The sequence below is a fragment of the Chenggangzhangella methanolivorans genome (assembly GCF_042648545.1).
In the GTDB taxonomy this organism is placed as follows: Bacteria; Pseudomonadota; Alphaproteobacteria; order Rhizobiales; family Methylopilaceae; genus Methylopila; species Methylopila methanolivorans.
The window spans coordinates 1-14,524 of record NZ_JBHRXS010000027.1 but is presented as its reverse complement, the minus strand read 5'-3'; the positions used below and the strand labels follow the sequence as shown (position 1 = coordinate 14,524).

At 64.3% G+C, this 14,524-nt stretch carries 14 protein-coding genes; 6 read left to right on the top strand and 8 right to left on the bottom strand.

Features of this window, described 5'->3' with window-relative positions; translation table 11 throughout:
- Positions 1 to 224: 224 nt before the first annotated feature.
- Entirely contained in the window at positions 225 to 3,353 is a 3,129-nt protein-coding gene (locus ACFOWB_RS26460) for a type II toxin-antitoxin system ParD family antitoxin (protein ID WP_261401869.1), read from the bottom strand.
- Between the two features lie 417 nt (positions 3,354 to 3,770).
- Here ACFOWB_RS26460 and ACFOWB_RS26455 point away from each other — a divergent pair, with 417 nt between their 5' ends.
- Positions 3,771 to 3,941 (top strand): hypothetical protein, encoded by a 171-nt coding sequence (locus tag ACFOWB_RS26455; protein WP_261401870.1) that lies wholly within the window; start codon positions 3,771 to 3,773, stop codon positions 3,939 to 3,941.
- Between the two features lie 18 nt (positions 3,942 to 3,959).
- Here ACFOWB_RS26455 and dps read toward each other — a convergent pair whose 3' ends face one another.
- The 5 genes from dps to ACFOWB_RS26430 all read right to left on the bottom strand — a co-directional run bounded on the left by dps (position 3,960) and on the right by ACFOWB_RS26430 (position 7,699).
- On the bottom strand, positions 3,960 to 4,502 hold the full coding sequence (gene dps, locus ACFOWB_RS26450; protein ID WP_261401871.1) for a DNA starvation/stationary phase protection protein Dps: 543 nt from the start codon (positions 4,500 to 4,502) through the stop codon (positions 3,960 to 3,962).
- 90 nt (positions 4,503 to 4,592) lie between these two features.
- Positions 4,593 to 5,105, bottom strand: a complete 513-nt coding sequence (locus ACFOWB_RS26445; RefSeq protein WP_261401872.1) for a PepSY domain-containing protein — start codon at positions 5,103 to 5,105, stop codon at positions 4,593 to 4,595.
- A gap of 528 nt (positions 5,106 to 5,633) precedes the next feature.
- The gene (locus ACFOWB_RS26440) at positions 5,634 to 6,701 is read right to left on the bottom strand and encodes a spore photoproduct lyase family protein (RefSeq protein ID WP_261401873.1); all 1,068 of its coding nucleotides are present in this window, start codon (positions 6,699 to 6,701) and stop codon (positions 5,634 to 5,636) included.
- Positions 6,702 to 6,752: 51 nt separating this feature from the next.
- Positions 6,753 to 6,974, bottom strand: coding sequence for a hypothetical protein (locus ACFOWB_RS26435; protein WP_378150348.1), 222 nt, complete (start codon positions 6,972 to 6,974; stop codon positions 6,753 to 6,755).
- A gap of 155 nt (positions 6,975 to 7,129) precedes the next feature.
- Positions 7,130 to 7,699, bottom strand: coding sequence for a type 1 glutamine amidotransferase domain-containing protein (locus ACFOWB_RS26430; RefSeq protein ID WP_378150346.1), 570 nt, complete (start codon positions 7,697 to 7,699; stop codon positions 7,130 to 7,132).
- A 185-nt stretch (positions 7,700 to 7,884) separates the two neighbouring features.
- Between ACFOWB_RS26430 and ACFOWB_RS26425 the strand changes: the two genes are divergently transcribed.
- The gene (locus ACFOWB_RS26425) at positions 7,885 to 8,700 is read left to right on the top strand and encodes an alpha/beta fold hydrolase (protein WP_261401876.1); all 816 of its coding nucleotides are present in this window, start codon (positions 7,885 to 7,887) and stop codon (positions 8,698 to 8,700) included.
- A 115-nt stretch (positions 8,701 to 8,815) separates the two neighbouring features.
- The gene (locus ACFOWB_RS26420; protein WP_261401877.1) at positions 8,816 to 9,676 is read left to right on the top strand and encodes an SDR family oxidoreductase; all 861 of its coding nucleotides are present in this window, start codon (positions 8,816 to 8,818) and stop codon (positions 9,674 to 9,676) included.
- Positions 9,677 to 9,986: 310 nt separating this feature from the next.
- Here the strand turns inward: ACFOWB_RS26420 and ACFOWB_RS26415 are convergent, their stop codons facing one another.
- Complete coding sequence (locus tag ACFOWB_RS26415) at positions 9,987 to 10,406, bottom strand: aconitase X swivel domain-containing protein (RefSeq protein WP_261401878.1); 420 nt, start codon at positions 10,404 to 10,406, stop codon at positions 9,987 to 9,989.
- Positions 10,406 to 11,653 (bottom strand): aconitase X catalytic domain-containing protein, encoded by a 1,248-nt coding sequence (locus tag ACFOWB_RS26410; protein ID WP_261401879.1) that lies wholly within the window; start codon positions 11,651 to 11,653, stop codon positions 10,406 to 10,408. Before ACFOWB_RS26410 ends, ACFOWB_RS26415 begins: the two co-directional genes overlap by 1 nt.
- Before the next feature lie 319 nt (positions 11,654 to 11,972).
- On the opposite strand from ACFOWB_RS26410, the gene ACFOWB_RS26405 reads away from it, so the two are divergent.
- From ACFOWB_RS26405 to ACFOWB_RS26395, 3 genes are all read left to right on the top strand, one after another.
- Positions 11,973 to 12,851, top strand: a complete 879-nt coding sequence (locus ACFOWB_RS26405) for a Bug family tripartite tricarboxylate transporter substrate binding protein (protein ID WP_378150343.1) — start codon at positions 11,973 to 11,975, stop codon at positions 12,849 to 12,851.
- 65 nt (positions 12,852 to 12,916) lie between these two features.
- Positions 12,917 to 13,759, top strand: a complete 843-nt coding sequence (locus ACFOWB_RS26400) for a GntR family transcriptional regulator (RefSeq protein ID WP_261401881.1) — start codon at positions 12,917 to 12,919, stop codon at positions 13,757 to 13,759.
- 361 nt (positions 13,760 to 14,120) lie between these two features.
- Entirely contained in the window at positions 14,121 to 14,480 is a 360-nt protein-coding gene (locus ACFOWB_RS26395) for a hypothetical protein (protein WP_261401882.1), read from the top strand.
- Positions 14,481 to 14,524 lie beyond the last annotated feature (44 nt).

Below are 14,524 nucleotides of genomic sequence, written 5' to 3'. Positions count from 1 at the left end.
GGCAACAGCCTTGAAGGCTAACCCGCCGAGGGAAGCAGCCGGTCCATCCCATTAGCCGACGCGCGATCGGTCCGCTTGTCGGCAGTTCGGCAAGATCAGATTCCGGCGCGCGCGGCTGGAAACAACGATTAAGTCGGCGAGGCAATGAGGCCTGTTGATCCTTCTCCATCCGCAGCGGAGGGGCCTTCAGGCTCCACTTTCGCCGATTTCGCTGTTCGCTTCTCTCAATCGTTTACGGTCGACTTGGCGCCAACATCGTGATCCTCTTGTGTCAACAGAGCATCAGGCTCGGTCGTGACAACCGCATCAAGGAGCTGCGTCGCATCATAAGGCTTAGCCAGTAGAGCGATCTCACCGTCGAGCTTTACAGCGGTGGCGTCGCCTGTGGCATAGACGATCCGTACCGCCGGCTTCATCTCGCGGGCGCACTCCGCAAGATGCTCGCCCGATGCGCCGGGGAGGTTGAGATCGGTCACGAGCACGTCGATCGGCGCTGTCTGGAGCGCGAGATGCGCCTCCTCGGCACTCCCGGCTTCCACGACGACATACCCTGCGCTCTGCAGGATTTCGGCGCTGCTCATTCGGATCAACGCATCATCCTCGACCAGTAGGATCGTGCCTTGACGCGCGGCCGGCGACACTGGCGCGGCCGCCTTAGGAGCCTCCGCGGACGCAGGCTTCACCGATCCCCGATGGCGCTGGTTGGCTAATACATGTCTGAACTTTCGGGCCAGGGCCTCGCGGGTATACGGCTTCGACAGCAACTCGACGCCGACGTCCAATTTGCCGCCATGCACGATCGAGTTTTCGGTGTAGCCAGAGGTGAACAGCACTGCGATTCCGGGCAGCCGCTCGCGGGCCTTCCTTGCCAGCTCGGGGCTCTTCAGGGCGCCGGGCATGACGACATCGGTGAACAGAATGTCGATCGGAATGCCGCTTTCGATCACGATCAGGGCGCTTTGAGCATCGACCGCCTTGAGTACGCGGTAGCCAAGGTCAGTCAGCATCGAAACGGCAGTCTCCCGAACCTCGGCGTCATCTTCGACCACCAGCACGGTTTCAGCGCCGCCGGTAATCGGGCCAGCGTCGACCACGACCTCGACGTCTTCCGCCTCCATGGCGCGAGGCAGGTAGATCTTGATTGTCGTGCCGTGCCCGACCTCGGAATAGATCTTCACGTGGCCGCCGGACTGTTTGACGAAGCCGTAGACCATCGACAGCCCAAGACCCGATCCTTTGCCTTCGGCTTTGGTCGAGTAAAACGGCTCGAAAACCTTGTCGACGACGTCTGCGGGCATGCCGCAGCCCGTGTCGGTCACGGCGAGCATGACGTACTGGCCAGCGGCGACCTCGTCGTGGGTCCGCGCATATGCGTCGTCGAGGTGGGCGTTGGCGAGCTCGATCGTCAGCTTGCCCCGCCCGTCCATCGCGTCGCGCGCGTTGATCGCCATGTTGAGGACGGCGTTCTCGATCTGAACCGGGTCGGCGAAGGTGTTCCAAAGCCCGCCGGCGAACACGGTTTCGATTTCGATCGCCTCGCCGATCGCGCGGCGCAGCATGTCATCCATGTCACGCACGAAGCGGCCGGGATTGATGACTTTGGGCTCGAGAGCCTGGCGTCGTCCAAAAGCAAGCAGTTGAGAGGCAAGCTTCGCGCCTCGGGCGACACCCGACATGGCGTTTGCAACCCGGCGCTCCGCGCGCTCGTTGCCGGCGATGTCTTTTCCCAAAAGTTGCAGATTGCCCGACACGACCTGCAGCAGGTTGTTGAAATCGTGCGCGACACCGCCGGTCAGCTTGCCGACAGTCTCCATCTTCTGCGCTTGCAGAAGCTTCGCCTCCGCCTGACGGCGCTCCTCGATTTCCGCAATGACGCGGGCTTCGAGCGTTTCGTTGAGCTGCCGAAGCTGGCCCTCCGCGCGCTCGCGATGGCGAACCTCTCGGGTCAGGTTTGCGGCGTGATCACGTAGAGCGTCCTCGGCCGCGCGCTGGTGCGTGATGTCGGTATGAACGCCGACCCATTCGGTGATCTCATTGGCTTCGTCGAGGATCGGCAGGCCCCGGATTGCGAAGGTGCGCCACGCTCCGTCATGGCGCCGGACGCGATGCTCGAACACATACATGCTCTTCGCAGCGACAGCCTCGTTCCAGCTCGCGACGCTGGGACCCCGATCGTCGGGATGGACGGCAGCCGCCCAGCCATATCCTTGATATTCCTCGATCGACTGCCCTGTCAGGGCGGCCCAGCCAGGTTGCTCGCCGAGCATCCGGCCGTCGGCGCTGTTGGTCCAGAGAACGCCGTGGACCGCGCCCATAGCGGTTCGAAAGCGACGGTCGCTCGCCTGGAGCATCGCCTCACGGTGCGCTCGCTCTTCCAGATCGACCACGAGGATGTAGACGCCAGGAACCGAGCCGTCCGCCTTGATATCTGGCACATAGCGGATTTCGGATCGGTGGCGCGCGCCGTCGCGATGAGGCAAGTCTGCCTCGGAACTCGTCGCCTCCCCTGCAAGAGCCCGGTCAATCCACTCGCGCCGCAGCTCATAATAGGCTTCGCCCACGATCTCGCGAACGTGCCGCCCCACCATGTCCTCAGGCGACACTCCGAGCCATGCCTCGTAAGCGCGGTTGGCGAACCGATAGACATGACCGCGGTCGACATATGCGATCAGCATCGGCAACGCGTCGGTGACGCGGCGCAGATTGGCCTCGCTTTCCGCCAGACGCCGCTCCGTCGCAAGACGCTGCGTGTTGTCCACGACCGTGCACATTACCCCGCCGATGGAGGCGTCGGCTTCGTAGACCGGCGTGTAGAAGAGGTCGAAAAAGAACGTCGTCTCCTCGTCGTCTCTCGCGAGCGTCATTGCCTGGTCGTGGAAGGACGACAGCTCTCCGCGGAAACCCGCTTCAAGCATCGTGCGGTTCCAGTCCCAGATTTCCGGCCAGACCTTGTCGACAGCGCCGCCTAGCGCCTCTGGATGTTTCGACCCAACAATCGCGATGTAGGCGTCGTTGTAGATCATGGTGTGGGACGGGCCCCACATCAGCACCTTGGCGACGGGCGAGTTGACGATGTTGGCGACCGTCGCCCGCAGTTCGAGAGACCAGCGGTTTATCGGACCAAGCGGCGTGCTGCTCCAGTCGCGGCTGCGGATCAACGCGCCGCATTCGCCCCCCGCTTTCGGCCAATCGGCCAAAGCTGGCCGACCGACACGGCCTTCGCTCCGGAGCGACCTCAGGCCTGCCCGAACCACTTCGCTCGCGCTGGCGTAATCGCCTGACGCGAGACTGTCATTGATGAACCCCTCAAGCTCTGGGGTCAGCGAAACGTTGCGTGTTTGGCGGCAGGACATCAGCCTTCGTGAGGCGTGCAGGAGTCGGTGTCAATCAATGTCAAACACGGGTTCTGCCGGTGAAATTCTTGCCGCGAAAGAAATGCTTCGCCAGAGGTGGCGGGAGGCGTGCGGCGCGCGTCCATGGGCGGGGATCGACGCGCAGCGCGCCAGACGACCCAAGTCGACATCGGTGGGTTTGCAGCGTCAGCCCGACGCCATACCCTTTAAAGCTGGATGCCGCAGGCGGCCCGACGGCGTTCTGCCTCGGTACTCTACCTCGACCAACGCGAAGCCCTAACTAGCGATCTTCGCCTTGATGTCGGCTGCGGCCCTCTCAGTCAGACCTGCCCCTACTGAGCCGACCAAGACGAGCGCTCCCTCCTTCAGGATATCTTAAGGGATCGTTGGCCTGGCAGGTAGGCGGACACGCCGAATATGCCGATCTCGGTACATTTCGCTTTGAGCCACGTCTCGCTCGCGCCCGACCGATACGAGGCGTCCTGGCGCTTCGCCACTACTCCCTCGAAACCCATCAAGCCTTACAAGCGGCTGGAGCTGGCCCGTCGGGTGCGCCGGGTGATCGACGGCCCGACGGGCGTCGGCTGATCTAGCGGGGGACGCGCCTCAGCGAGAGCCCTTGCCGTCGCCGTCGCGAGGCTGGCCCATCGGTTCCTGCACGTGCGCCTCGATGAACCAGAGCTGCTTGTCGATCGCGCGCGACAGGCCCGTCAGCAGGTCGGCGGTGTCCGGCTCGCCCGCCTCGTCGACCTCGTCGATGTTCTCGCGGACGGCGTTGGCGAAGGTCGCGTAGCGGTCGATGAGGGCCGCGAGATGGTCGGCGACCGCATAGACGTCGGTCGGGTAGGCCGCGAGCTTCGACGACTGCGCGACCACCTGGGTGGTTCCGAGCGCCGTGCCGCCGAGCTGGACGACGCGCTCCGCCATGTCGTCGTTGAAGCCATCGAGCTCCTTGCGGAAGCCGTCTAGCATCAGATGCACGGCGATGAACTGGGGGCCCTTCAGGTTCCAGTGCGCCTGCTTGACCGCAAGCGCGAGGTCGATGCCGTCGGCAAGCCGCGCGTTCAGCGTCTCGATCGCGACCTTCTTGGCGTTTGAGGGTGTTTCGTTGCGGGTGGCGTGCTGACGCGGGGAAGGCTTCTTGGCCATCGGCTCGATCTCCGGAAAGTGTGGAAGAGGGTTTTGAGAGGGTGCAACGGCGGCCGCCAAGCACGGCGCCGCCGTTGCGCTATCAGACGATCAGTCCGAGCTGGCCTTGCCCATCGCGTCGACGTTTACGTCTTTGTTGCCGTCGGCAGTGGCGACGGTGATCTCGTACTTCACGGCGTCGCTGTCGCGCTCGACCTCGGCGTCGACGGCCTTGCCCTTGGCGAAGGCTTCGGCGGCTGCGATCGCGCCCTTGAGCTGGGTCTGCGCTTTGGCGTAGTTCTCCGGCTTCAGCATCGTGAAGTACTTCTCGAACGTCTGCTCCTCCTGGCCGGTCACCTGGCCCGAGTTCGGGTCGACGTAGTACTCGGTGAGCTTGTTGCCGCCGTCGGCCACGACCTTGACCTCCCAGCGGCCGCCGTTGTCGTCGCTGTACTCAACCTCAGTCGCCTTGCCGCCCTTCGCCTCCGCGGCCTCGACCGCCTGAGTGATGGTGACCTTGGCGTTCTGCGCCGCCATGTCGTCCGCCAGAGCCGCGGGGACGCCGAGCCCGACGGCGGCCGCCGTCACGAGCGTGGAAGCCATCAGTCGGATCCGGGTGCGCATGTGGTTCTCCTTGCAAAGCTCCCGGCGCGATGGCGCTGGGTGCTGCCCAAACTCCCGGACCGGAGGTTTGGTTCACGAGCGGTTGAGGACGGCGAGGCTGTGGAGCTGTGTTCGTCGGTTGATGAGGTGCGCAAACCAGCCTACGAATCCTTTCGGCGTATCGGCGTTGTTCGGTCTCGATCTGAGGAGCGCACGGTGGTCTACGCGTCTTTGTCCAATGCTGGGATTCGATTCCTGCGGCCGTCCAAGGCTTGGTCGGCAGAATGACGCTTCACCTCGCTCCAATCCTGAACGAGAGTGGCTGCTTCACGCTGACTTGCAACGGCGCCGCGGTCGGAACAGTCAGGCGGGAGCGCCTTTCCGACGGTTCGCCAGACCGATGGCGCTATCAGTTCCGCGAGGACTGTCTGGCGGTCGATGTTACGGGCGGCAGGTCCGGCCACGCGGCAAACCTTGGCGAAGCGTTCTTCCGAGCGAGCCGTTGCTGGCTCACTCAATCGTCCGATGACGCCAAGGGCACTTGACCGCCTAGAAGGCGTAGCGCACCTCGCAGTATGGGATCATCTCGGAGCGCCACCGCAGCAGTCGCTCCAGCCACGTCTTGTTCCACGGCGTCCGGTAGCGCAGGTTGGCCATCCCGTTCTGGCTGATCTTCGTCTCCTGCAGATCCGGTCGCCACAGCAAGTCCTCGCCCTTGGGGTGCCAGGCGAGGTTGATCTCATGCAGGCCCGCGTTGTGCGTGAGCATGATGATCTCACACTTGAGCTGAGCCTTGGCCCGGTCCGACAGCGTGTCGTCGATCGCGGCGAACAGGCCGCGCCACTCGGGCTCCCAGCCTTCGTGCACGATTACCGGGCTGAAGTTGACGTGGACCTCGTAGCCCGCCTCGACGAAGTCGTTGATTGCCGCGATCCGCTCCTCGATCGGGGATGTGCGCACGTCGACGACCTTGGACGGCCCCTCCGGCATCAGCGAGAAGCGGATGCGCGTCCGGCCTCGCGGGTCGTAGTCCAGCAGCTCGCGGTTCACGAGCTTCGTCGCAAACGAGCCCTTGGCGTTCGGGATGTCGCGGAAGGCGGCGACGAGGTCGCGCACCGTACCGGTGATCGTTGCGTCCGCGGAAAGGTCGCCGTTCTCTCCGAGGTCATAAACCCAGTCGACGGGATCGACGCTGTTGGGCAACGGCTTCGGACCGAGCTTCGCGGCGTGCCGCGCGATCGCGGCCGAGATCGCCTCGACGTTGACGAAGATCGTCACGGGGTTCGCGTAGCCCTTGCGCCGCGGAACGTAGCAATAGGAGCACGCCATCGCGCAGCCGTTCGACGTGGACGGCGCGATGAAGTCCGCTGAGCGGCCGTTGGGCCGCAGGGCAAGCCCCTTCTTCACGCCCAGCACCAGCACGTCGCGCTTCATCCGCAGCCAGTCGGCGGCGAGCGCCTCGTCGGCGAACAACTCTGGAATGCGTGCGTGGCTCGCGACCTCGATCAGCCTCGCGTCCGGGAAGCGCTCCAACGCCTCGCGGCCGCGGGCAAAGTTCCGCACCTCCGGCTCGAGGTAGATGGTCTTCGGGTCGATTAGCCTGCGTGGGAGAGCCATGATGGTCCAACTCCCGACGCCTGCCGCGGGTTCGTCCGGAGGCGACCCCCGTCAGGTCGGCGACTGCGCCTCGTCGGGATCGTCCGGAGACGCCTCGTGTGCGCCGCCATGGGACCCCTGCTTACCCGCATGGTCGCCGGCCGCCTTCTCGTTCGGCGTCCGGGCAACCTCGTCGAGCTGGGCTTCCGGATCGACTGGCGTCTTGATGCTCTCGCTGGATTCTTGACGTTCGATCTCGACATCGTCGGGATTGGGTTTATTGCCGTCCTGCATCGTGTGTCTCCGGTGTTTGTTCTTTCCATCGGTCTCTACCGCCACGCGGATGCGGCAACTCGATGCTTACGTTTCCGCGCGTTGCTCAGCCCTACGTGACGCAAGACCCGCGTCGCGAGCGGGGCGCCGGCCGCATCGCTGAATGGCGACCGAACTCAGGCACTGCGGGCCTGTTCGGGGTGCTTGCCCTCGGCGAACTCCTCGACGAGCTTGGCGCAGAAGGCTGGAAGGTCGTCCGGGTTCCGGCTCGTCACGAGGCCCTTGTCGACCACGACTTCCTCGTCGACCCACGTCCCGCCCGCATTCTCGACGTCCGTCTTAAGCGTCGGGAAGGACGTGATGGTTCGCCCCTCAAGCACGCCAGCCTCAACCAGGGTCCAAGGCGCGTGGCAGATCGCGGCGACGGGCTTGGACTGCTCGAAAAACGCTCGGATAAACGCAATCGCGTCTTCGTCGGCCCGCAGCTTGTCGGCCCCAACGCAGCCCCCTGGAATGACGAGGCCGTCGAACTCGTCTGCGGAGACCTCGGAGAAGGTCTTGTCGACGGCGTAGCTGCCGCCCGGGTCCAAGTCGTTGTTCACCGATTTGGCCTCGCCCTTCTCGATGCTGATGACGGTCACTTCGCCGCCGGCCTGTTCGACGGCCTCCTTGGGCTTGGAGAACTCGGGTTCCTCCGTGCCGCTCGGCGCGATCAGGATCGCGATCTTCTTGCCTTGAAGGCTCATGGCTGTCTCCTTCCATGCGGATGCAGTGCGCCTTCTCCGGGCGCAGGATGCGAATGCCCTGACCAACGGCGCTGGCAAGGTTTCGATCCCGAGGAGCGGTGACGGAGAACCGTTCGGCGCGCGTTGGCGTTGCTTCAGTACGCGGGGGCATGACCCCTCATAACTGATCGCACCAGGGAGAACGCATGCACATTGAGAGCCGCGACGGAGCGCATCTGCACGTCAAGGACGCCGGAGAGGGCAAGCCTGTCGTCCTGATCCATGGCTGGCCGCTGACGGGCGACATGTTCGAGTACCAGACGCTGGCGCTGCTCGAAGCGGGCTACCGGGTCATCACCTATGACCGCCGCGGCTTCGGCCAGTCCGCACACCCCGCGACCGGATACGACTACGACACATTCGCCGACGACCTGGCGGCGGTGCTGGACAAGCTCGACATCCGCGAGGCGAACCTCGTCGGCTTCTCGATGGGCGGGGGCGAGATCGCCCGCTACCTCACCCGCCATGGCTCCGACCGTGTCGCCAAGACCGTGCTGGTGGCTTCGGTCGTGCCGTACCTGTTGAAGGACGACAGCAACCCCGATGGCGTCGACGCAAGCGTCTTCGAGGACATGAAAAGCGAGATCCGTAAGGACCGCTTCGCCTTCCTCCAGACCTTCGCCAAGCAATTTTACGGCGTCGGAGTGATTTCCCGTCCGGTCAGCTCCGCGCTCCTCGACTGGACCTTTACGCTCGGCCTGATGGCGAGCCCGAAGGCGACGCTCGATTGCGTCGATGCGTTCGGGCGGACCGACTTCCGGCCGGACCTGAAGTCGTTCACCAAGCCGACCCTGATCATCCATGGCGCGTCGGACGCAACCGTCCCGATCAAGCCGAGCGGCAAGGCGGCGGCCGCGGGCATCCAGGGTTCGAACTACATCGAGTACGATGGCGAGCCTCACGGCCTGTTCGCGACCGATCCCGAACGGCTGAACCGCGACCTGATCGAGTTCATCGGTTAAACTCGGCCTGGGCCCATCGCCGCGGTCGCGTGACCGCGGCGATGGGCTCTTCGCTGGTCGGCGTCCGAACGAATTCCGGGCGCTGACCGTTTGCTCCAAGACACAGGAGCATTCGATGAAGCACTTCCCGAAGCCGCCGTTTCCCAAGCAGCCGCAGTCCTTCCCGGGGCTGACCGAGAAGATGGATCCTCGGCCCGACCATGGCGAGGAGAGCTACAAGGGCTCGGGGAAGCTGGCGGGCAAGAAGGCGATCATTACGGGTGGCGACAGCGGGATCGGGCTCGCGGTGGCGATCGCATTCGCCCGGGAGGGCGCCGACCTTTTGGTCGTGCACCTGCCGAGCGAGGGCGAGGATGGCGCGACTTGCCGCCGCCTTATCGAGGAGGCCGGCCGAAAGGCCGTGATGGCGCCCGGCGACATCAGCGACGCGAGCTTCCGCGAGCAGATTGTGGAGCGCGCCATCGCTGAATTCGGCGGCCTCGACATCCTGGTCAACAATGCGGCCTACCAGAAGCCATTCAAGTCGCTCGACGAGGTCTCGCTCGAGGAGTGGACCAAGACATTCGACACCAACGTCCACGCGACGTTCCACCTGACCCAACTGGCGACGCGCCATATCAAGCCAGGCGGCTCGATCATCAACACCGCTTCGGTGAACTCGAAGGATCCGTCTCCGCAGCTCCTGCCCTACGCCACCACCAAGGGGGCCATCGCGAATTTGACAGTCGGCCTTGCGCAACTGCTTGCCGAAAAGGGCATCCGGGTGAACGCGGTCCTGCCCGGTCCGATCTGGACCCCGTTCATCCCGGCGGGCATGCCGCCCGATGCAGTCGAAACATTCGGATCGAAGACGCCGTTCGGTCGCCCCGGCCAGCCGGCCGAACTCGCGTCGGCCTACGTCATGCTTGCCTCCGACGAGGCCAGCTACACCTCGGGCGCGCTGCTCACCATCGCAGGCGGCCAGACCGTGGTGTGATGCGGGTCGCGAATCCCCCAACGCACTTCTTTCCACATCTAGAGGCATAGGAACTCATAGCCTGCTCGTCGATGCCGTACGCGGGTTGCACATGCCCCCGAGCGGCGTCCGCATCCACGCCACGGCCGGCGTTCAAGCGATCCGGCGCTACTTGATCGAAGACGGGAAGATGGACCGGAAGGCTGTGCTGCCGGTCACATATTGGCAAAAAGGTTGCTCAGCAGACAGCCCGCTCCCTGAAGAGACCGACTGAACCTACGTCCGCTTCCCGGAAGCCCTTCGACTTCCGCTGTTGGCGCGCAACTGTCGTTCATCGAGAGCGCAGTGAGATCCTGACGTATCCCTCCGAGGGATCGACCTCAATCAAGTCGCCGCTGCTGATCTCTTTGGTGACGTCGGCGCAATCGAAGCGGTCGACCATGGTAAGGCCCGCGAACGCTGCGCCCTGGGCCAGGATCGTGTTGACCGTATTGAACACCAGCGCCTTCGGCGTGACGCCCGACTGGAGCATTTCGCGCAGCATCCAGGCCGAGGCGACGCCGCCCTTGGCGGTGTTGAGCACCAGGATCTTGTTGCGATAGCTCTCGCCAAACAGCTTGTGGGCGGGGCGTGAGAACACGCCCTTGATCCGGTCGAGATCATAGCGGGCGCTGAAATTGTCGCTCGCGACCAGCGCTTCTCCTTCGACCTTTGGGCCGATGCCAGGATGGCAACGCAGCACTCTGCTCATCACGACACCTTTCCGGCGCACGCGCTTTCGACGCAGCGCTCCATGGTGGCGAGCGTCGGCTTGTAGCCGTAGCCGCCGATGATGTTGACGAGTTTCGCCGAGTTGGTAACGAGCCGGCTCCAGCCGTTCGCTTCCGCCATCTCGCGGGCGTAGCTCTGGTAGAAGCACACCCCTTCCAGCACGAGGCCGCCTGCGGCCTCGATGCGCCGTGTGAGACCCATACGGTCGGACGCGGCCTTGATCTCGGGCGAGGTCACGGCCATCAGAGTCGTGTCGGGATGAACGCGGCGGCCGTCCATGAGAGTCGCGACCTGCTCCATCTCGAGCAGCGAGAGCTGGGGCGCGGAGAACACCACCACGTCGACCTTGTCGCCGCGGGCGGCATAACCCTCGTAGAAGGCGTCGAAGTCGTCCGCGGTGATGGGTTCCGCCGCCGGGACAGCGCCTCCGTTGAAGGCGGCGTGAAGATCGGGCGCCTCGGGCGTGACGCCGGGAATATGGAACAGCGCCACCGAGCCGAAGCTCGCGGCCGCCGCGCCAAAATGCTTCAGCTCGTCGGAGTTCGGCGCGCGTTCGAGCCCGGTGATCACCGGCACGCGCCAATAACTGTCGGTCTTGCGCCCGACGATGCCGCCGAGCGCGCCCCAGTCGCTGAGATCCGTCGGCTGATGCTTGAGCTCGAAATGCAACGTGCCGACGCGCTTCTCGTCGAGGTGATAGCCGTAGCGCGGGGTGCGGCCGGTGAGCGCGGCGGCGAGCGCCGAGGGTCCGCCCTCAAAATTGCTGCGGGCTCCAAGCACCGAGTTCGAATAGATCACCACGCCGGTGTCGCCGAAAGCCAGATGCTCGCCGCGCACAGGCGGCAGGATGGTCTGGTAGTTGATGCAGGTGTTGGTCATCAGGACGCCGAGAGCCTCGAACGCCTTGATGAGCCGCGCCTCAAGATCGACCATGCTTTGCGTTTGCTTCAGCCGCTCATAGGCCTTGAAGTCGACGCCGCGTGGGTCGGTGATCGTCGGTATTTTCACTTTCCGATCCGCGTGCGGCGCGCGCGCGAGCTCCTCCATGAAATCGACGCCCGTGGGGCCCGTGGCTTCGGTGTCGGCCATGATGTGCGCCTGGCCGACGGGCACGAGATCGACGGCGTCGAAGAAGCGCCCAACCATGACCTGATGCTCAACGGCCCAGCGCCGAACGGCTCCGTGCTCGCCCGCGAGCATCGCTTCGGTCTCGTCGTCGAGCTTCATCGCGTCTGCCTCCGGCGAGGACTGGCGTTCGAACCGAGTCCTATATAGCTTTCACCTGTCTATAGCGGCTTCAGACATGCTCTGCAGCTACCCGCAATCTTATACTTAAGCTTCATAGCTATATAGCTTTCACGGCGCATAATTCCTGCGCCGCCAGGAGAGCGGCCGACAAGACGAGGGGGAAGCGCCCATGACGTCGCCCAACGGTTCCTCAAGACGAACGGCGCTTCAGGGCGCAGCCTTTGCGGCGCTTGCGCTGGCGGGCCTCTCAGTCCCGGCCGCCGCCGCGCCGGACACCTATCCGAGCCGGGTCATGACTATGGTGGTTCCGTTCGCCGCCGGCGGCCCGACCGACGTCCTGGCCCGCGTGCTAAGCGCGCACATGTCGAAGACGCTCGGTCAGCAGGTCGTGGTGGAGAACCCCGGTGGGGGCGGGGGCAGCATTGGCAGCGCCCGCGTCGCGCGCTCCGATCCCGACGGCTACACGATGGTGATGGGCAATCTCGGAAGCCACGCGGCCGCTGTCGGCATCTACGACAATCTGCCCTATGACCCGGTCAAGGACTTTCAGCCCGTAATGCTGATCGGCACGACGCCGATGGTGGTGGTGGTCAACAAGGACCTGCCGGTCAAAAGCCTCAAGGAACTAGTCGATTACGCCAAAGCCAATCCCGGCAAGGTTGGATACGGGACGGCAGGCAAGGGCTCGATTGGGCATTTGGCCGGCATCTCGTTCAACCAGCTTACTGGCGCAGGGCTGACGCACATTCCCTATCGCGGCCTCAGCCAGGCGATGACCGACGTGATCGCGGGCCAGATCCCGATGATGTTCGATCAGGTGGTGAGCGGCGCGCCGCACATCCGCACCGGGGCGGTGCGGGCACTCGCCATCGCCGGGCCGAAGCGCGCCGAGGCGCTACCCGACGTGCCGTCTGCGCCGGAGGCTGGCCTGGCGGAGTTCGAAACGCTCGCCTGGTCGGCGCTCTTCCTACCAAAGAACACTCCGAAGCCGATCGTCGACGAGCTGGTGGCGGCGCTCGAGGCCGCGTTCAGAGACGAGGGCATACAGAAGCGCATGAAGGAGCTGGGCAACGAAGTGCCGCCGCCCGAGCAACGCACGCCGCAAGCGCTGCGCGACTTCGTTACCGCCGAGATCGCCAAATGGACGCCGATGATCAAGGCCTCGGGAGAGCGTTGAGCCGCTTGAGCGGCCGCGGCGCTCGTCCTAGACCGTCCGGAGCGGAGACCAGAGAGCGCGCCCGCTTGGCCATCATCGCGGATATCGGCGATCAGCGGACCGACAGCCGCCCGCGCGGCGAGGCGATGGCGGAGCTGCGTCGCCGCGTAGAGGACGCCGCCCAACAGGACGAGCCCCGCCATCTTCGCCTGAGGGCCGCCATCCTCGGCATGATCGCCGACGGCCTCTGGACGCCCGGCGACAAGCTGCCCGCCGAGACCGAGCTCGCCCGCGCGAGCGGTCTCAGTCTCGGCACGGCTCAGAAGGCGCTTGGCGCGCTGGCGCGCGATGGCGCGCTGATCCGTCGGCACGGCCACGGCACTTTCGTCCCGAGCGGCGCGTCGCAGGCCGAACGCCTCTTGCACTTTCGTTTCGTCAGCGACGACGACAGCGCGATTGCGCCGGTCTACGCCGAGGCGATCGAGCGCCGCGTCACCACCCGTCGCGGGCCATGGTCGGCGATGCTGGTCGAGGCGTCGCGTTTCATCCGCATCCGGCGACGCATCACCGTGGCGGAGGAGTTCGACTGCCTTAGCGAATTCTACATTGATGGTGACCGTTTCGCGGGCGTGCTCGACATGCCGATGAGCGAGCTGCACCGCGTCATGATCCGCACGGTTCTCGAGGAGCGGTTCGACGTCCCGACGCTGTTCGTCGACCAACGCGTGCAGGCGACCCAATTCACGCCTGAGATCGCGAAGCTACTGAAGCTCGAAAGCGAGAGCTACCACGGCCTCGCGCTCGAGGTCCGATCCTACACGCGGGGCAGTCAGCCGATCGCGTTCCAGCACATCTTCATTCCGCCGAATGTTCGGAAGCTTCAGCTAATGTCGGGAGACGACGCGGGCCGCTTCAGCCGCGCGCGCTAAAGCGGCGTCTCAGAAATCGGCGTCTGGATGCGAGCGCCATGGGTCGAAGCGAGGGCCTTGCAGCGGCCGCTCCCCGACGACGCTCTTGTGGTCGTGGCGAAGGGCGCGAAGCAGGACGGCAGAAGCGCCCCCGTGTCCTCAGCGGCCGGCGCCACGTAGCCGTCGAAGCGTTCGCTTGGGTATGAACCTGTACGTACAGGTTGTGAATCGCTACGAATCTCGTGCGCGAACGGGACCCCATGTGCTCGGGCGGCGACGACCCGAGAGCCGAAAAAGCGTCGAGCTAGAAGGCATATGAGAGCCGGTCTCATGCTCCTCATCCATCTCGCGGCGACAATTAAAATATGATTGGAGTTTCGATATGTACCACGAAGATGCTGTCGTAACACCGCGCGATACAGATCATTTTTGGGTGTTGGTTGAGGAGAACATTGGCTACTTAAGAACTGTGCTTGGAGCGCGCATTGAAAGCGAAGAGGAAGCTCTCGCCGGTACATTTAGAGAAGGCGACAACAATAAACTAACCGGTATGATGATGATCGCTCATGCCGGAACTTCTGAAGCCAATGATATGCGTTATTATTTCCATTTCGTAGGAAACGATGCTCTTAAGATAGTAGAGGAAGGCTTGGCTAACCGAAAACTTAGCATAGAGTTTTGCCAAGCGTGGGGCGTAGCTCATTGTGCTCATGGCTACCTAGCGGCCTGGTCTGCCCCCTGAGAAGTGGTCCTCCCTGATGTATGGCTTTTGGCCATGTGGAGGAC